The organism is Pseudohaliea sp., from assembly GCF_054552115.1.
The window spans coordinates 48885-67465 of sequence record NZ_JBTOLW010000013.1; the positions used below are offsets into that span (position 1 = coordinate 48885).

An 18581-nucleotide genomic window follows, 5' to 3' on the forward strand; every position below is an offset into this window, starting at 1 on the left:
ACTGCTAGGAGAAACACATGGAACTCGTTCTCATCGCCGCTGCGATCATGATCAGCTTTGGTGGCCTCGGCGCCGCTATCGGTATCGGTATGCTCGGCGGCAAGCTTATCGAGGGCTCCGCCCGTCAGCCTGAGCTCGCCCCGAAGCTGCAGGTCACCTTCTTCCTCGGCGCCGGCCTCGTGGACGCCATCCCGATTATCGGCGTCGGCCTTGCCATGTATCTCATCTTCGTCGTTGCGCCGGGCATGGCCTGAAGCCTTCACCCTGGAAGCAATGACGCGCAGGGCCGCCGCTCGGGCGGTCCTGCCACAGCAGTGAGGAGCACGGCGTGAATATCAACCTTACGCTCATCGGACAGGCAATCGCTTTCTTCGGCTTCGTGTGGTTCTGCATGAAGTATGTGTGGCCGCCCCTGGTCGCCGCCATGGCAGAGCGCGAGAAGAAAATAGCCGAAGGACTGGCCGCCGCGGATCGTGCGAACCGCGACCTTGAGATCGCCCAGCAGAAAGCTCTCGAGCGCCTCAAGGAGGCGAAGCAGGAAGCGGCGGGCATCGTCGATTCCGCCAACCGGCGAGCCACCCAGATTATCGAGGAAGCCAAGGACACGGCGCGGCTCGAAGCAGAGCGGGTCAAGGCGGCGGCGCAGGCCGAAATCGACCAGGAAGCCAATCGCGCCCGGGAACAGCTGCGCGCGCAGGTCGCCATGCTCTCCGTGGCCGGCGCCGAGAAGATACTGGGAGCTGCCATTGACCAGCAGGCGCACGCGCAGCTGGTCGATGAGCTCGCTGCAGAGCTTTGACGAGAGGTCGCGATGGCTGAACCAACAACGCTGGCACGTCCCTACGCGAGAGCGGCCTTCGAGTACGCGAGCGAGAAGGGCGAGCTGGACCGCTGGCAGGAACAGCTCGCGGTAGCGGCGGGCGTTTCTGTCGACCCGCGGGTCCGGGCGCTCCTGGATGATCCGTCGCTGACGGCGTCAGAGCAGGGCGAGCGGTTCCTTGCCCTGCTCGGAGACAGCGCGAGCGAGCCGCTGCGGAACTATCTCGAGCTGATGGCGGCGAACCGGCGTCTGCTGCTGCTGCCGCAGGTCCTCCAGCAATTCGAGGCGCTGAAGGCCGAGCGCGAGCGCGTGATCGAGGTAGAGGTCATTTCTGCGTTCGACCTGCCGGAGGACGTGAGCGAGCGCATCGCCGCCGCCCTCGGCAAGCGCCTGCAGCGAGAAGTCCTCGTGAGCCGTGCAACGGATGCATCGCTGCTGGGGGGTGTATTGATACGGGCCGGCGATACGGTCATCGATGGCTCCGTGCGCGGCCGGCTGAGCAGGCTGGCCGACGCACTGACAAACTGAATTCGAGGAAGCGATCATGCAGCAACTCAATCCCGCGGAAATCAGCGATATCATCCGGCAGCGCATCGATCAGCTCGATGTCAGCACCGAGGCCCGCAACGAGGGCACGGTCGTTTCCGTGACCGACGGCATCATCCGCATTCACGGCCTCGAGGACGTGATGTACGGCGAGATGATCGAGTTCGACGGCGGCCTCTACGGCATGGCCCTGAACCTCGAGCGCGACTCGGTCGGCGCCGTGATCCTGGGTGACTACAAGGGGCTCGCGGAAGGCCAGTCGTGCCGCTGTACCGGCCGGATCCTGGAGGTACCGGTCGGGCCGGAGCTGCAGGGCCGCGTCGTCGACGCCCTCGGCAACCCGATCGACGGCAAGGGTCCGATCGAAGCGACGATGACGGACGCTCTGGAGAAAGTCGCGCCGGGCGTTATCGCCCGCCAGTCCGTCGACCAGCCGGTGCAGATCGGCCTCAAGGCCATCGACGCCATGGTCCCCATCGGCCGCGGCCAGCGCGAGCTGATCATCGGCGACCGCCAGATCGGCAAGACCGCCATCGCCGTCGACGCGATCATCAATCAGAAGGGGACCGGCATCAAGTGTATCTATGTCGCCGTCGGCCAGAAGGCCTCCTCGGTCGCCGCCGTGGTGCGCAAGCTCGAGGAGCACGGCGCCATGGAGCACACGATCGTGGTCGCCGCGACCGCCTCGGACCCGGCCGCCATGCAGTACCTGGCGCCCTTTGCCGGGTGCACCATGGGCGAATATTACCGGGATCGCGGCGAAGACGCGCTGATCATCTACGATGACCTCACCAAGCAGGCCTGGGCCTACCGCCAGATCTCCCTGCTGCTGCGCCGCCCGCCGGGTCGCGAAGCCTACCCCGGCGACGTGTTCTACCTGCACTCGCGGCTGCTGGAACGCGCCGCGCGGGTCAACGCCGACTACGTCGAGCAGTTCACCCAGGGCGAGGTCAAGGGAAAGACCGGTTCCCTCACCGCCCTGCCGGTGATCGAGACCCAGGCCGGTGACGTGTCCGCTTTCGTACCGACGAACGTGATCTCCATCACCGACGGCCAGATTTTCCTCGAGACCGACATGTTCAACGCCGGCATCCGCCCGGCCATGAACGCCGGTATCTCTGTATCCCGGGTCGGTGGTTCGGCGCAGACGAAGATCATGAAGAAGCTCTCCGGCGGCGTGCGCACGGCCCTGGCGCAGTACCGTGAGCTGGCGGCGTTCTCGCAGTTCGCCTCGGACCTGGACGAGGCCACCAAGGCGCAGCTGGACCACGGTGAGCGGGTCACCGAGCTCATGAAGCAGAAGCAGTACTCGCCGCAGAGCATCGCCGAGATGGGACTCATGCTCTATGCCGCGAACGAGGGCTTCCTGAAGGATGTGGAAGTCGACAAGATCGGCGCCTTCGAGGATGCGCTCCTGGCCTACATGCACGCCGAGCACGGCGAGCTTATGGGCAAGGTGGTCGAGACCGGCGCGTGGGACGACGAGATCGAGGGTGCCTTCAAGGGCGCCATCGAGTCCTTCAAGTCGACGCAAACCTGGTAAGCCCCGGAGGCCCCGATGGCAGTCGGTAAGGAAATCCGCACCAAGATCTCGAGCATCCAGAGCACGCAGAAGATCACCAGCGCCATGGAAATGGTCGCGGCGAGCAAGATGCGCAAGGCCCAGGATCGCATGGAGGTCGGCAAACCCTACGCCCGGCGTATGCGCGACGTGGTCGGGCACCTGGCCAACTCGGCGCCGGAGTACCGCCACGTCTACATGGAAGAGCGCGAGCCGAAGCGCGTCGGCTTCATCATCGTGGCCACGGACCGCGGCCTTTGCGGCGGTCTGAATATCAACCTGTTCAAGGCGACGATCCGCGCCATGAAAGCCTGGGACGACCAGGGCTGCGGGATCGACCTGTCGCTCATCGGTGCCAAGGCGGCGGCGTTTTTCAACAGCTACGGCGGCAATGTCGTGGCAGCGATCCGCGACATCGGCGAAGAACCGGCCCTCGAGGATCTCATCGGCGGCGTCAAGACCATGCTCGACGCCTACGCCGAGGGGCGCATCGACCGCCTGTTCCTCGTCAGCAACGAGTTCGTCAATACCATGACGCAGACGCCGACGGTGGAGCAGCTCCTGCCGCTGCCCGCGGATGACAGTGAAGAGATGAAGCACCACTGGGACTACATCTACGAGCCCGATGCCCGGGAGCTTCTCGATCGGCTGATGGTCCGCTACGTCGAGTCGCAGATCTACCAGGCGGTGGTGGAAAACGGGGCCTGCGAGCAGGCGGCGCGCATGCTGGCCATGAAGAACGCGACCGACAATGCCGGCGAGATCATTGACGACCTGCAACTGATCTACAACAAGGCCCGCCAGGCGGCCATTACCCAGGAGCTCTCGGAGATCGTGAGCGGCGCTGCAGCCATCAGCTAGCGCCCCCGGTCACCCCGAGCCAGGCAATCTTTCAGAGACAGAGGATCCGGACATGAGTAGCGGACGAGTCGTTCAAATCATCGGCGCGGTCATCGACGTGGAGTTCCCGCGCGACAGCGTCCCCAAGGTCTACGATGCGCTGACGGTCACCGAGAAGGGGCTGACCCTCGAGGTGCAGCAGCAGCTGGGGGACGGCGTCGTGCGCACCATCGCCATGGGCTCTTCGGAAGGTGTCTCGCGCGGGCTGGCCGTCGACAACAGCGGCGCACCGATCTCTGTCCCCGTAGGCGCGGAGACGCTCGGCCGCATCATGGACGTACTCGGCAACCCCATCGACGAGCGCGGCGCGATCGGCGAGCAGGAGCGCGCCGCGATACACCGCGAGGCGCCCAGCTACGAGGAACTCGCCGCCTCCAGCGAGCTGCTGGAAACGGGCATCAAGGTCATCGACCTGGTCTGCCCCTTCGCCAAGGGCGGCAAGGTCGGCCTCTTCGGCGGCGCCGGCGTGGGCAAGACCGTGAACATGATGGAGCTCATCAACAACATCGCCATCCAGCACTCCGGCCTCTCCGTCTTCGCCGGTGTCGGCGAGCGGACCCGGGAAGGTAACGACTTCTACTACGAGATGCAGGAGTCGAAGGTCGTGGACATCGAGAACCCGGCCAACTCCAAGGTGGCGATGGTCTACGGCCAGATGAACGAGCCGCCGGGCAACCGCCTGCGCGTGGCCCTGACCGGCCTGACCATGGCGGAGAAGTTCCGCGACGAGGGCCGCGATGTCCTCCTGTTCATCGACAATATCTACCGCTACACGCTCGCCGGCACCGAGGTGTCCGCGCTGCTGGGGCGCATGCCCTCGGCGGTTGGCTACCAGCCGACCCTGGCCGAGGAAATGGGCGTGCTGCAGGAGCGGATCACCTCCACCAAGGTCGGCTCCATCACCTCCATCCAGGCCGTGTACGTACCCGCGGACGACCTCACGGATCCGTCCCCGGCCACGACCTTCGCCCACCTCGACTCCACGGTGGTGCTGTCCCGGGATATCGCGGCAAAGGGTATCTATCCGGCCGTGGACCCGCTGGACTCCACTTCCCGCCAGCTCGACCCCCTGCTTATCGGCGCCGAGCATTATGAGACGGCGCGTGGCGTCCAGAACGTGCTGCAGCGTTACAAGGAGCTCAAGGACATCATTGCTATCCTGGGCATGGACGAGCTGTCCGAGGAAGACAAGCTGACGGTGGCACGCGCGCGGAAGATTGAACGCTTCCTGTCCCAGCCCTTCCACGTGGCCGAGATCTTCACCGGTGCGCCGGGCAAGTACGTGTCGCTGAAGGATACGATCTCGAGCTTCAAGGCGATCCTTGCCGGCGAGTATGATGACCTCCCGGAGCAGGCCTTCTATATGGTCGGCACCATCGAGGAAGCCGTCGAGAAGGCGAAGAACCTGTAAGGTCAGCGAGGGCCGCACATGGCTATGACAATTCACTGCGACATCGTCAGCGCGGAAGAGGGCATTTTCTCCGGGCTGGTGGAGTCCCTGGTCGCCACCGGCGAGCTGGGCGAGCTGGGGATCAACTACGGTCACGCGCCGCTGTTGACCGCCCTCCGCCCCGGCCCTGTGCGTATCGTCACCCAGCACGGTGACGAAGAGGTCTACTATGTTTCCGGCGGTTTTCTCGAGGTGCAGCCCGGGGTCGTGACGATCCTCGCCGATACGGCCCTGCGCGCCGATGACGTCGACGAGGCAGCCGCCGAAGAGGCACGTCGCGAAGCGGTACAGACCCTGACCAACCAGTCCGGCGACTTCGATTACGGCCGCGCCTCCGCTCAGCTCGCCGAGGCCGCCGCCCAGCTGGCAACGCTGCGCAAAATGCGCAATCGCGCCGGCCGCGGCTGACCCCGCCCTCGCCGCCCTCCCGGGGCGGCGCTCCCCTTCCCTTCCTTCTCCCACCCGACCGCGAGAGCGTGGCCGACCGGGCGGAAAAGGTTACACACCGGCTCCTTCTCGTCATCAAGTCCTGAGCACTCTGTGACTCAGTGCACGGTCCGGTGCTTTGCCGGACCGCTGTGCCGTTGTTTTGCCGACGTGTACCGCTAAGATGAAGACCTCTCGAACCGGTCCGGTCGCGAGCCGGGAAACAGGGTATCGCCATGAGCCTCACTGTCGTCATTCTCGCCGCTGGCCAGGGCAAGCGCATGCGCTCATCCCGGCCCAAGGTACTGCACCCCGTCGCCGGCCGCCCCATGCTCGCCCATGTGCTCGACCTTGCCCGCCGTCTCGAACCGGTGCGCATCTGCGTGGTTGTCGGCCACGGTGGCGACGCGGTACGCGACGCCCTCGCGGCGGACGACGTCGAGTGGGTCGAGCAGCGCGAGCAGCTTGGTACCGGGCACGCGGTGCTGCAGGCCCTGCCGCAGGTGCGGGAGGACGACGGCCAGGTACTGGTGCTCTATGGCGATGTGCCGCTGCTGCCCGATGCGCCCGTGCGCGAGCTGGTGGCGGCAGGTACCGCCCTGCTCACGGCGCGCGTCGCGGACCCCGCCGGTTATGGCCGCATCCGCCGCGATGCGGCCGGCGCCTTCCGCGGCGTCGTCGAGGACAGGGACGCGAGCGATGAGGAGCGGGCCATCGACGAGATCAATACCGGTGTCCTCGCCATTCATGCGGCACTGCTCCGCCGCTACCTGCCCGCGGTCTCCAATGACAACGCTCAGGGCGAGTACTACCTGCCCGAGGTGCTGCCCCTGGCCATGGCCGACGGCCAGGTCGTGCACACCGTCTGCACCGGCGACAGCGGCGCCGTGCTGGGGATCAATGACCGGCTTCAGCTGGCGAGCGCCGAGCGCGAGTTCCAGCGCCGCTGCGCGGAAGCGCTGCTGCGCGAGGACGTCACCCTGGCGGACCCGGCCCGCCTCGACGTGCGCGGCAGCCTGCGCTGCGGCCGCGATGTCTTCATCGACGTGGGCGTGGTCGTGGAAGGAGACGTCACCCTCGGCGACGGCGTGCGCGTCGGCCCCTATTGCGTGCTGCGCGACGTCAGCGTCGAGGCGGGCAGCGAACTGCATCCCTTCAGTCACCTCGACGGCGCCCGGGTCGGTGCCGACTGCAGTGTCGGGCCCTACGCGCGCCTGCGCCCGGGCACGGTGCTGGCCGACCGGTCCCGGGTGGGCAACTTCGTCGAAACGAAGAAGGCAGCAATCGGTGCAGGCAGCAAGGTCAACCACCTGAGCTACGTGGGTGACGCGACCCTCGGTGCGGGTGTCAACGTCGGCGCCGGCACGATTACCTGCAACTACGACGGCGTCGCCAAGCATCACACGACCCTCGGCGACGACGTTTTCATCGGTTCCAACAGCACCCTGGTCGCGCCGCTCGCCGTCGCCAACGGGGGTTTCGTCGCCGCCGGCTCAACGGTGACCCGCGATGTCGGCGAGGACCAGCTCGCCGTGGGCCGCGGCCGGCAGCGAAACATCGATGGCTGGCACCGCCCCGGCGCCGCCGGCCCGGACGGCAAGGGAGGGCACTAATCGTGTGTGGCATCGTGGCGGCGGCCGCCCGCCGGGAAGTATCGGAGATCCTCCTCGAGGGGCTCAGGCGCCTGGAATACCGCGGCTATGACTCAGCGGGCATGGCCCTGGTCGACAACGAGGGGCAGCTGCAGCTGCACAAGGTACAGGGCAAGGTCGCGCGCCTCGAGGAGGCCCAGGCCCTGGACCCGATCCTCGGCTGCACGGGCCTGGCCCACACGCGCTGGGCGACGCACGGGCCGCCGGCGGCGGTCAACGCGCATCCCCATGTCTCCAGCGAGAGGGTCGCGCTCGTCCACAACGGCATCATCGAGAATCACGAGGAACTGCGCGAAGAGCTGGCCGCGGCAGGCTACGATTGCGTCTCCGCCACGGACTCGGAAGTGGTGGCCCACCTGCTGCATCGCGCCCTCGCCGGCGGCGACAGCCTCTTCGATGCGCTGCGCACCACCGTTGGCCGGCTGCGTGGCGCCTATGCCATCGCCGCCGTCGACAGGGAGCACCCCGGTACGGTGGTTGCTGCCCGCGAGGGCAGCCCGCTGGTGCTCGGCGTCGGCATCGGCGAGAACTTCCTCGCCTCCGATACGCTGGCCCTGCGCCAGGTGACGGACCGCTTCATCTATCTCGAGGAAGGGGACGTGGTCGAACTCACCGCCGCCTCCCTGCGCGTCGTCGCCGCCGATGGCTTCGCCGTCGAGCGGCCGGTCAAGCGCATCGCCAGCGGCATCGAGACCGTGGATCTCGGCGACTACGAGCACTACATGCTCAAGGAGATCCACGAGCAGCCCCAGGCACTGGCCGCGACCTTCACTGCGGGTGACGGCGGCTCGATCCACGACGCGGTTTTCGGTGAGGGTGCCGCCGCGGCCTTCGACCGGACCCGGGCCGTGCAGATCGTGGCCTGCGGAACGAGCTACCACGCGGGGCTCGTGGCCCGCTACTGGCTGGAGGAGCTGGCCGGCATGCCCTGCCAGGTCGAGGTCGCCTCGGAATTCCGCTACCGGCAGCGGGTGCAGCACCCGGACACGCTGCTGGTGACCGTGTCCCAGTCCGGGGAGACAGCGGACACGCTGGCGGCGCTGCGCCACGCGGCTCCCGGCGAGTTCATCGCCAGCCTCGTGATCGCCAACGTCGACAACAGCTCGCTGGTGCGCGAAAGCGATCTCAAGTTCCTGACCCGGGCCGGCACCGAGATCGGCGTGGCCTCCACCAAGGCCTTTACCACCCAGCTCGTCGCGCTGCTCATGCTCACGATCGCCCTCGGCCGGCGCCGGGGTATGGCCGAGGTGCAGCAGCAGGCGCTCATCGACGGCCTGCGCGCCCTGCCGGACCTGGTCGAGCAGGTACTTGCGCTGGACAGTGCCATCGAGGGGCTCGCCGGGGCTTTCATCCAGAAGCATCACGCCCTGTTCCTGGGCCGTGGCATCGAGTACCCGATTGCCCTGGAAGGGGCCCTCAAGCTCAAGGAAATCTCCTACATCCACGCCGAGGCCTACCCCGCCGGCGAACTCAAGCACGGGCCGCTGGCGCTGGTGGACGCGGACATGCCCGTGGTCGCCGTGGCGCCCACGGACGACCTGCTGGACAAGCTCAAGTCAAACCTGGAGGAGGTCCGCTCCCGCGGCGGCGAGCTGTACGTGTTCGCCGATGGCAATGCCGGCTTCAGCGATGCGCCCGGCATCCACGTCCTGCCCATGCCCCACGCCCCGTCGGTGCTGAACCCGATCATCTACACGGTCGCCCTGCAGCTGCTGGCTTACCACGTCGCCGTGCACAAGGGCACGGACGTCGACAAGCCGCGCAACCTGGCCAAGTCCGTTACCGTGGAGTAGGGCTCGCGGGCTGCGCCGCATCCGGCGCAGCGGCCGGGAGGTTCGTCATGACAGAGAACGGCAGCTAGGCGCAGTTCGCGATCGCCCTCGCTGTGTTCGTGCTCGCCCACGTCGTCCCCGCGCGCCCGCCGGTGCGCGCCCGGCGTGGCGGGCGTGCAACGCCATCCGCTGCTGTTCGCCTTCCCGCTCTGGGCCCTGGCTCATATCCCGCCGAACGGCGAGCTGGCCACCGCGCTGTTCTTCGCCGCCATGGCGGTCTTCTGCCTCGTCGGTATGCGCGCCCTGGACCGCAAGCGACAGCGCAGCTGCCGGGCGAGCGCTTGCGGAGCGCACCCGGGAGAATGCCCAGGGTGAGTACGAGGCGGCCGCCGGTCCGAATGGTGGCGGCGAGGACGTGGACAATGAGGGCGGTCGTGTACATGGTGGCTCTTCCCAAAATGGTAAGCCGAATGCTACTTTGAGGTCTCGCACCGGTCGCCACGTCCGTCAACGACACCGCGAGGAATAGCCAGTCATGACAGGCGAACCCATGAGGCAGCTTTTCGCCTACCCGTTCAGAATCTTCTTTCTGTCCGCGGCCCTGCTCGCGGCGCTGGCGGTACCGTGGTGGGCGGCGGCCGTGACCGGTGCGGTCCCCGCGTCGATGCACCCGGCCTGGCACGCGCACGAGCTACTCTACGGTTTCCTTTCCGCGGCCATCGCGGGCTTCCTGCTCACTGCCGTGTGCCGCTGGACCGACAGCGATCCGGTGGCCGGGCTGCCGCTCCTTGGGCTGTACGCGCTCTGGCTGTTGCCGCGCCTCGCCACTGCCGCCGGTGCCTCGCCGCTGTTCGTGCAGCTGGCGGACCTCGCTTTCCTGCCGCTGGTGATCCTCGCCGCGGCCCGGCCCATTGTGCGCGTGCGCCAGTGGCGCCAGCTGCCGCTGCTCGCCGCCCTCACCCTGTTCTGGCTGTGCGACCTCGCTTTCCACGGCAGTGGCGACGCGCGCTGGCTGCACGGCGGTCTGCTCCTCGGTGCCCTGCTCGTGGTCCTCGTGGGATCGCGGATCACCCCGGCGTTCTCCCGCAACTGGCTGCGCCAGCGCGGGGGTACGGCGGCCGACGTGGTCGACCCGGGCTGGCTGGCCTGGCCGCTCTACGGCGTTTTTCTTCTCCTGCTGGGCGGTGAGGCCTGGGCGATCCTCGCACCCGCGGGGCCGCCGGCGGCCCTGACTGCGGCCGTATCCCTGGCCGGCGCCGCACTGCTGTTGCTGCGGCTACTGCACTGGCGCGGCTGGCGCGTCTGGCGCGAGCCGCTGCTCTGGATTCTCCACCTCGGTGTGCTCTGTATCGTCCCCGGCCTCGTGCTGCGAGGCCTGGCCGCCCCGGGGCTCGTCGCCGACAGCGCCTGGCTGCACCTGCTCGGCGTTGGCGCCCTCGCCGTGACCATTCTCGGGGTCATGGCGCGAGTGTCCCTCGGGCACACCGGCCGTCCGCTGGTACTCGCCCGGGGCATGGTGGTGGCTTTCTCGCTGCTGCTGGCGGCGCTCGCCGCCCGCGTCGCCGCTGCCCTGGGGCTCCTGGGCTGGCAGCCGGCGGTGATCGGGAGTGCCCTGACCTGGTTCATGGCCTTCGCCCTGTACCTGTGGTACTACAGCGCGGTGCTCTGGAACCCTAGACCGGATGGAAGGCCTGGCTGATGCGTCTCACACAACACACGGACTATGCGCTGCGGACGCTGATCTATCTCGCCGTGTGCAGCGAGGACCGGGTGCGGGTGGCGGACATAGCCGGCGCCTATGATGTCTCCCACCACCACCTGACCAAGGTGGTGCAGAAGCTGCAGCGCTGTGGCTTCGTCGAGACGGCCCGGGGGCAGCAGGGGGGGGTCTCGCTGGCGCGGCCGCCCGAGGAGATCAACATCGGGGCCGTGGTCCGGCAGCTCGAGACCGTGGACCACCTCGTCGAGTGCTTCCACCCTGAGGGGCGCTGTGCAATCAAGGGTGCCTGTGCGCTGCCGCGGGCCCTGGCGCAGGCGGTCGAAGCCTTCATGAGCGAGCTCGACCGGCAGACACTGGCCGACATCTGCGCGATCAATACGGACGGACTCCGCGCCTCGCTGAAGCTGACCTGACGCTTCCGGGGTCGCCAGCCACTCACCCTCCACCCCTGCCAACGACCCTGCCGAAGCCGCTTTTCCAGCCCCGGGCCTGCGACAATCGGTCGCAGCCTTGGTAGTCTTTGATCTGCGTCAAAAAGGTCGCCTCGCAACCCGGGGACCTTCTGATAGCCTGTGTACTACTTTGACTGGCGGTGTTCCCGCAGCTTGCGCGCACCCCGCCCGGCATTGATCCAAAGGCCTTTTTCTGGGGGGAAATCAGAGATGCAATTCACACGCAAACTGCTCACGACCGTCGTCGGCGCTGCCTTCGGCGCCGGCCTGGCGAGCGCCAGCTTTGCCCAGGGCAAGCTGGATGAGGTGATGGCAGAGCGCGGGCTCACCGAGAAAGACGTGCTCGCTGCAGCAAAGACCTATACGCCCACGGGCGGTCGCGACGAGTACCTGGCGTTCAGCTCCGGTGGCCAGTCCGGCCAGGTTATGGTGTACGGGATTCCATCCATGCGGATTCTCAAGTACATCGGTGTGTTCACGCCCGAGCCGTGGCAGGGCTACGGCTTCGACGATGAGTCGAAGGCGGTCCTCGCTCAGGGCCGGGTCCGCGGCAAGGACATCAATTACGGCGACACGCACCACCCCGCTATCTCCGAGACCGACGGTGACTACGACGGCCGTTGGCTGTTCATCAACGACAAGGCTAACCCGCGTGTCGCCGTGGTCGACCTGCACGACTTCGAGACCAAGCAGATCGTCGTCAACCCGGTGTTCAAATCCCAGCACGGTGGTGCTTTCGTTACACCCAACACGGAGTATGTGATTACCGCGGCGCAGTACGCGGCGCCCTTCGGCAACGAGTTTGTCCCGCTGGGCGAGTTCAACGACGAGTACCGTGGCGGTATTACCTACTGGAAGTTTGATCGCGAGGCGGGGCGCATTGACGAGGAAGCCTCCTTTACCGTCGAGGCCCCGCCTTACAGCCAGGACCTTTCCGACGCCGGCAAGGGTCCGTCCGACGGCTGGTCCTTCACCAACTCTTTCTGCTCCGAGCGTTACGTGGGTGGTATCGAGCGCGGTCGCCCGCCCTTCGAGGCCGGGTGCTCCGCCAAGGACACGGATTTTCTACACGTGATCAACTGGAAGAAGGCCGAGGCGCTGTTCAAGGAGGGCAAGACCGTCAAGGTGAACGGCGGCAACATCCTGCCCATGGACGTCGCCGTGGAAGAGGGGGTCATGTTCCTCATCCCCGAGGTGAAGAGCCCGCACGGTGTCGACGTCACCCCCGATGGTAAGCACATTATCGTTTCCGGCAAACTGGATACGCACGCCTCGGTCTACAGCTTCGAGAAGATCCAGGCGGCCATCAAGGCCGGCAAGTTCGAGGCGAAGGACGAGTACGGCATCCCGATTATCGCCATGCAGGATGCGATCGCAGCGCAGGCGGAACTCGGCCTCGGCCCGTTGCACACGCAGTTTGACAGCCGCGAGTGCATCGCCTACACCTCCCTCTACGTCGACTCCATGGTCGCCAAGTGGGATTACTGCCAGGGCGAGGTGCTGGACAAGATCGCCATCCACTACAACGTCGGTCACCTTATGACCATGGAGGGTGACACGGTCTCCCCGGACGGCAAGTACCTGGTGGCGCTCAACAAGCTGGCTATCGACCGCTTCAACCCGGTGGGGCCCCTGCACCCGCAGAATCACCAGCTGATCGACATCAGCGGTGACAAGATGAAGCTGCTCTACGACATGCCGGTGCCGCTCGGCGAGCCTCACTACGTCGCCGCCATCAAGGCGGACAAGCTGCAGCCCGGGGTTCGCTACAAGTCCGGCTGGGACAGCCGCACGGACCAGCGCTCGGAGTTCGCCACCCGCGCCGGGCGGGAGCGCACGGAGCGCACCTGTGACGAGGACGGCAACTGCGTGACCGAGGTCTGGGGCACGGTGATCCGCTCCCATATCACGCCGGAAATCATCGACGCCCGCGTCGGCGACACGGTGAAGATCCACCTGACCAACCTCGAGCGGGCCCAGGACGAGACCCATGGCTTCGCCATGTACGGCCAGAACGTACAGCTGTCCATTGAGCCCGGCAAGACTGCGTCGGTGACCTTCACCGCAGACCAGGAAGGGGTCTTCCCCTACTACTGCACGGAGTTCTGCTCCGCGCTGCACCTGGAGATGCAGGGTTACCTGCTGGTTGCGCCCACGGACTACCAGGCCACCAGCGGCGGTATGTCGGAAGGCACGGCCTACACCAAGGCGGACTACGAGAAGCAGGTGAAGACAAACCTGGAGACCCAGGCGGTCATCGACCAGGTAGTCACCTACATCACCAGCCACAACTACAAGGACTTCCCGACGGTGGTCGCCCTGGTGGAAGACGCCACGGACCAGCTCACCCGCGCCCAGGGCGCCCGCGAGAAGTCCGAGGCTGCGGCGAAGCAGAGCGACTGGCAGAACGCTATGCTCTGGGCCAACCAGTGGTGGCAGTACCAGGTGAAGACAGCGGACCTCGGCCTGCGTGCCAAGAATGCTCTCGAAGAGTTCGGTGCCAAGAAGGTCAAGTGACCTCCGAGGTATCGCTGTAGCAACCGGCGGGGGGCAACGGCCCCCCGCGTTTTCTGTGCGGGCAGCGCGCCCGTGGCAAGGAGCTATACCCATGGTTAAGTCGAAACTAGCGATCGCGACGCTGCTCGCCGCCAGCGCAGCACTAACGGCGCCCGCCGCCCTGGCCCTGGACGGTGAGCAGCTCTACAAGACCAAGACCTGCGCCGCCTGCCATGGCAAGGATGGCGACAGCCCGATGATGCCGATCTACCCGAAAATTGCCGGGCAGAATGCGGCCTATGCCATCCAGCAGATGCAGGACATCAAGAGTGGCGCCCGGGCCAACGGCAACTCGGCGGCGATGAAGGGTGTCATGCACCTGGTCAGCGATGAGGAGATCGAGGCCATTGCAGAGTGGCTCGCCACCAAGGACTAACAGCCTCCGGCGGGCATCAGCGGCGCGTCTGTTGACGCTCGTCAAGGAAACTTTGGCCCCTGGCGGCTATCCTGTATTTGAAATGCCGGTATGGCCGCAAGGCGCTGCCCGGTGCAGCGGAATCGGCAAGAACAGCAACACCCGGAACAGCATGCAAAGCAGCACGTAAGACAGGATCAGGAGTCAGACCCATGCGTCCCTACAGAAACCCAGTCACCTTTGCAGCGGCGGCGCTGGCCCTCGCCCTCTCCGGATCGGCCCTGGCCGAGTGGAACGAGGGCGGCGGCGAGCAGGAGGCCGCCCTGAATCTCACCCCTGACCTCGAGAACGGCCGCGAGGTCTATGAAGTGTGTGCCGCCTGCCACCTGCCCGAGGGCTGGGGCATGGAGGACGGTACCTTTCCCCAGCTCGCCGGCCAGCATGCGGTGGTGAGTATCAAGCAGCTGGCGGATATCCGCGCCAAGAACCGCGACAACCCGACCATGTACCCCTTTGCCCTGGAGAAGTCCATCGGCGGCCCGCAGGCTATCGCCGACGTGGTGGCCTACATGGAGCAGCTGCCCATGAACCCCGATTGGGGCAAGGGCCCCTACAATGAGCTGTTCCCGCAGTACGCGAAGGGCAAGGAGCTCTACGAGGCAAACTGCGTGGAGTGCCACGGGGAAAACGGGATGGGCATTCCCGAAAAGTTCTACCCGCGCATCAACGGTCAGCACTATGAATACATGCTGCGGCAGTTCGAGTGGATCCGCGACGGCAAGCGCCGCAACGCCAACCCGGAGATGGTCGAGCAGATCGAGAACTTCACCGACGAGGACATGAAGGCGGTCATCAACTACGCCTCACGGCTGCCGGTGCCGGAGGAGGATCTGGCCGAATCTGCGGATTGGCGTAATCCCGACTTTGATTGATCCCCTCCCTCGCCCGGGTTCGCCCGGGCGTTTTTCTGCCAGAGAGCCACAACCATGAGCCAACCGATCACCCTGCGCCAGAACCTCCCGGTGCTCGGCCTGGGCGTTGTCGCCCTCGCCCTGTTGCTGGTGGTCTATTTCTCGCCCATCTGGTGGGTCTCCCTGAAGGCGCCCAACTACCCGGAAGAAGCCTTCCCGGACGGCGTGCGCATCGAGTTCCAGATGAACGGCGTCTTCAACGGCTGCAAGAAGGTCGAGAGTACCGAGATTCGCGAGGATATTGCCCTCGACTGTGTCCACGAGATGGATACGATCAACCACTACGTCGGCATGTACCCCATTGCCGCCGGCGGCGTGCTCGAGCGCGCTTTTTCGCCTTTTCTCGTCAGCATGCTCGGCGTGATGATCCTGGGCTTCGCCCTGCCCGGCCGTGGCCCCCGGGTCGCCGTGCTGACCATCGGCTTCGGGGCCATCGCCACCTGGATGTGGCTGACCTTCTTCACGGAGGGCGGCCTTGAGTACCAGAGCGCCGGCTACATCGAGGCCACGGTCAAATCCATGGACCAGGAAGCCGGTGAGATCGCCGAGCCCGCGGTGTCAGGTATCGTGGCCCGGCTTCGGGCCGAGATGGCCGAGGTCGAGGCGCGCCAGCGCGGCGAGGAAGTCGTGCAGGTGGAGCGCACAGAGAAACAGCGTTTCCTCGACGATCTCGAAACGTCCTATGCCAACGACCGACGCCGCCTGGGCGCCGATGAGCTCGCGCCCTGGGATGGCAGCGGGCAGCAGATGCTGCTGTGGCACTACGAGCAGACCCTCGGTCGTTATTTCAACAACCCGGAAGAGATCAAGCCCATGGTCTCGGCCATCGGCACGACGCTCTACGTGGTGTTCTACGGCATCCTTGCCGCCATGATCGCGATGGTGGTCGGCGCGGCATTCAACGTCCGGCCGCTGGTCTGGGTGCTCGCCCTGGCGCCGGCGCTGTTGCCGGTGATCTTCATCCTCGACTACTCGGCCTGGCTCTGGTGGTACGGGCACAACCTGAACCCGATGGGGGCCTTCTCCGTGAAGCCCTTCATGCCCACGGTCTTCGGTGACGGCAAGGTGGCGCAGTTCTCGACCCATTCCTATCCGTCCATCGGCTTCGGCATCATGCTCGCCCTGAGCGTCGTGATGGGCGCCATGATGATCCTGCGGCGCAAGCAGCTGAACCGTGCGGCCCGGGCCGCCTGAGCGCCCGTGGGCGCGCACTGGCAAAGAGCGGCGATCGCCGCGGTTTCCCTGGCGACGCTGGTTGCCGGGGAGCTGCGCGCGGAAGCGCTCGCGCCGTTCCAGGCGCTCGTGGACGCTGCCGCCGTCGACAGTACGCTGAAGCCGCCCGCCGGCCGTTATGCGGGCCCGGTGGTAGTCGACAAGCCGCTGATCATCGACGGCAGCAATGGCGTTACCATCGACGGCGGTGGCAACGGCTCTGTGGTGGTGCTGAAGACCGACGGCGCCACTCTGCGCAACCTGCGCCTGGTCAACTCGGGTAACTCCCACAATGACATCGATGCGGCGGTGCAGGTTCGCGGCAACTTCAACTACGTGATCGACAACGAGATCGACGACTGCCTCTTCGGTGTCGACCTGCAGCAATCGGAATTCAACGTGGTGCGCGGCAACCGCATCCGCTCCAAGGACGTGGATCTTGGCGTGCGCGGCGACGCCATCCGCCTCTGGTACAGCTTCGACAATCGCGTCGAGGACAACGTCATCAGCCGCTCCCGGGACGTGGTGGTCTGGTACTCGAAGGACAACGTCATCAGCGGCAACCGTTCGAGCGGCGGGCGCTACTCCCTGCACTTCATGTACTCACAGTACAACCTGGTCGAGAACAACGACTTCCGCGGTAACTCCGTGGGTATCTTTCTCATGTACAGCGACAGCGTCACCATCCGCGGCAATCACATCTCCCATGCCGTGGGCGCCGCCGGCGTCGGCATCGGCTTCAAGGAGACCAGCGACGTCGATATCGTCGACAACGAGATTCTCTATTCGGCCACGGGGCTGCACCTCGATGTCTCGCCCTACCAGCCAGACACCACGAACCGCATCCGCGGCAACCTTATCGCCTACAACGGCATCGGCATCCAGTTCCTCAACGACTGGAAGGGCAACGTGTTCAGTGACAACCTCCTCAAGGGCAACCTCACCCAGGTCGCCGTGCTGGGTGGCGACACCGCCCGGCGCAATGACTGGGCGGGCAACTACTGGGACGACTACGCGGGCTTTGATCGCGATGGCGACGGCGTGGGCGACACGTCCTACGACAAGTATGCCTATGCGGACCGGCTGTGGATGGACGTGCCCTCGGCGCGCTTCTTCAAGGGCACGCCGATGCTGGAGGTGCTCGACTTCCTGGAGCGGCTGGCACCCTTTTCAGCGCCGGCGCTGCTCCTTCGCGACGAGAAGCCGCTGATGCAGGCGGCATTCCGCGGCGACGCCGATGACGTGCGCGGTGAAGCGGAGCCCGTGACGGAAGAAGCTGCACCCGGGGAAAATGCCCTGGAACAACTCCGGCGCTCGCTGGAGCAGGATTGAAGGACCATGAGCAAGACAAGCAACAAGCGGCCGAAAAGCCCCCGCCAGCGCGAGAAGACGCGGCGGGAATTCATCGCCTCGACGGCGCTGGCCGGCGGTGCCACTCTCATAGCCCTGGCGGGCCTCGCGCCCGTGGCCGGCGGCGGCACCCACCGGCTTCGGCCCCCGGGTGCCCTCAAGGATGCCCAGCTCGACGAGGACGATTTCCTCGCCGCCTGCATCAAGTGCGGCCAGTGCGTGCAGGTCTGCCCGGTGGAGGCGATCAAGCTCGCAGACATCACTGACGGCGCCGGCGTGGGCGTGCCCTACATCGAGGCCCGGGACCAGGCCTGCGACTTCTCCTGTGACGGGCTCCAGTGCGTGCTGGCCTGTCCGACCGGCGCACTGACGCACGATCTCGACTACCCTGCCGATACGCGCATGGGCTTTGCCCGCGTCGTCCGCCCGGACGCCTGTCTCGCCGGCCAGGGCAAGGGGTTCAAGGGCCTGGCCCGCGGCCCGGACTTCGAAGGCACGCTGCGCTACGATGAGATCGATCGCTGGAACCCGATCCCCGTTGCCGAGCACCCCTACGACCTGGAGCTCTGCGACCTCTGCGTGCGCCAGTGCCCCATCGAGATCCGCATCGCCCAGTGCGCCGAGGGCGCGCCGCCCTCCGGGGACCCGAACCAGTGCCCGCCGCAGCACGCGATCTCCCTGGAGCCCGTTGACGGCGACGGCCGCATGCTGCCGGTGATCGGCGAAGGCTGCGTCGGCTGCGGCGTCTGCGAAATGATCTGCCCGGTGGAACCGGCGGTGATCGTCATCGATGTCGATAAGACTGCCGATACCATCAGCGCCATCAACCTGTAGCAGG

Annotated in this window: 18 protein-coding genes; all 18 read left to right on the forward strand. The window is 66.3% G+C overall.

Annotated elements, in window-relative coordinates:
* Positions 1-17 precede the first annotated feature (17 nt).
* The 18 genes from atpE (at position 18) to ACX93N_RS08460 (ending at position 18577) form a co-directional block, all read left to right on the forward strand.
* Positions 18-254: a F0F1 ATP synthase subunit C gene (atpE, locus tag ACX93N_RS08375; protein ID WP_035516453.1), complete on the forward strand. Its 237-nt coding sequence runs from the start codon at positions 18-20 to the stop codon at positions 252-254.
* A 74-nt stretch (positions 255-328) separates the two neighbouring features.
* The gene (locus ACX93N_RS08380) at positions 329-799 is read left to right on the forward strand and encodes a F0F1 ATP synthase subunit B (protein WP_459427955.1); all 471 of its coding nucleotides are present in this window, start codon (positions 329-331) and stop codon (positions 797-799) included.
* Between the two features lie 12 nt (positions 800-811).
* On the forward strand, positions 812-1348 hold the full coding sequence (locus tag ACX93N_RS08385) for a F0F1 ATP synthase subunit delta (protein WP_459427956.1): 537 nt from the start codon (positions 812-814) through the stop codon (positions 1346-1348).
* Between the two features lie 16 nt (positions 1349-1364).
* Positions 1365-2909, forward strand: a complete 1545-nt coding sequence (gene atpA, locus ACX93N_RS08390) for a F0F1 ATP synthase subunit alpha (protein WP_459427957.1) — start codon at positions 1365-1367, stop codon at positions 2907-2909.
* A 15-nt stretch (positions 2910-2924) separates the two neighbouring features.
* Positions 2925-3788: a F0F1 ATP synthase subunit gamma gene (gene atpG / locus ACX93N_RS08395; protein ID WP_459427958.1), complete on the forward strand. Its 864-nt coding sequence runs from the start codon at positions 2925-2927 to the stop codon at positions 3786-3788.
* Between the two features lie 52 nt (positions 3789-3840).
* Positions 3841-5238 (forward strand): F0F1 ATP synthase subunit beta, encoded by a 1398-nt coding sequence (gene atpD / locus ACX93N_RS08400; protein ID WP_459427959.1) that lies wholly within the window; start codon positions 3841-3843, stop codon positions 5236-5238.
* 18 nt (positions 5239-5256) lie between these two features.
* Positions 5257-5685, forward strand: coding sequence for a F0F1 ATP synthase subunit epsilon (locus ACX93N_RS08405; protein ID WP_459427960.1), 429 nt, complete (start codon positions 5257-5259; stop codon positions 5683-5685).
* Positions 5686-5939: 254 nt separating this feature from the next.
* Positions 5940-7316, forward strand: a complete 1377-nt coding sequence (glmU, locus tag ACX93N_RS08410) for a bifunctional UDP-N-acetylglucosamine diphosphorylase/glucosamine-1-phosphate N-acetyltransferase GlmU (protein WP_459427961.1) — start codon at positions 5940-5942, stop codon at positions 7314-7316.
* Positions 7317-7318: 2 nt separating this feature from the next.
* Entirely contained in the window at positions 7319-9148 is a 1830-nt protein-coding gene (gene glmS / locus ACX93N_RS08415) for a glutamine--fructose-6-phosphate transaminase (isomerizing) (protein ID WP_459427962.1), read from the forward strand.
* A gap of 144 nt (positions 9149-9292) precedes the next feature.
* Positions 9293-9502: an NnrU family protein gene (locus ACX93N_RS08420; RefSeq protein WP_459427963.1), complete on the forward strand. Its 210-nt coding sequence runs from the start codon at positions 9293-9295 to the stop codon at positions 9500-9502.
* 175 nt (positions 9503-9677) lie between these two features.
* Positions 9678-10826: an NnrS family protein gene (locus tag ACX93N_RS08425; protein ID WP_459427964.1), complete on the forward strand. Its 1149-nt coding sequence runs from the start codon at positions 9678-9680 to the stop codon at positions 10824-10826.
* Positions 10826-11260, forward strand: coding sequence for an RrF2 family transcriptional regulator (locus tag ACX93N_RS08430; RefSeq protein ID WP_459427965.1), 435 nt, complete (start codon positions 10826-10828; stop codon positions 11258-11260). The genes ACX93N_RS08425 and ACX93N_RS08430 overlap by 1 nt, the downstream gene beginning before the upstream one ends.
* 249 nt (positions 11261-11509) lie before the next feature.
* Positions 11510-13816 (forward strand): Sec-dependent nitrous-oxide reductase, encoded by a 2307-nt coding sequence (nosZ, locus tag ACX93N_RS08435; RefSeq protein WP_459427966.1) that lies wholly within the window; start codon positions 11510-11512, stop codon positions 13814-13816.
* Between the two features lie 91 nt (positions 13817-13907).
* Entirely contained in the window at positions 13908-14231 is a 324-nt protein-coding gene (locus tag ACX93N_RS08440; protein WP_459427967.1) for a c-type cytochrome, read from the forward strand.
* Between the two features lie 191 nt (positions 14232-14422).
* Positions 14423-15142, forward strand: coding sequence for a c-type cytochrome (locus ACX93N_RS08445; RefSeq protein ID WP_459427968.1), 720 nt, complete (start codon positions 14423-14425; stop codon positions 15140-15142).
* 54 nt (positions 15143-15196) lie between these two features.
* Positions 15197-16375, forward strand: a complete 1179-nt coding sequence (locus tag ACX93N_RS08450) for a hypothetical protein (RefSeq protein ID WP_459427969.1) — start codon at positions 15197-15199, stop codon at positions 16373-16375.
* 6 nt (positions 16376-16381) lie between these two features.
* The gene (gene nosD, locus ACX93N_RS08455) at positions 16382-17725 is read left to right on the forward strand and encodes a nitrous oxide reductase family maturation protein NosD (protein WP_459427970.1); all 1344 of its coding nucleotides are present in this window, start codon (positions 16382-16384) and stop codon (positions 17723-17725) included.
* A 6-nt stretch (positions 17726-17731) separates the two neighbouring features.
* Positions 17732-18577: a 4Fe-4S dicluster domain-containing protein gene (locus ACX93N_RS08460; RefSeq protein ID WP_459427971.1), complete on the forward strand. Its 846-nt coding sequence runs from the start codon at positions 17732-17734 to the stop codon at positions 18575-18577.
* The last annotated feature ends 4 nt before the right edge of the window (positions 18578-18581 follow it).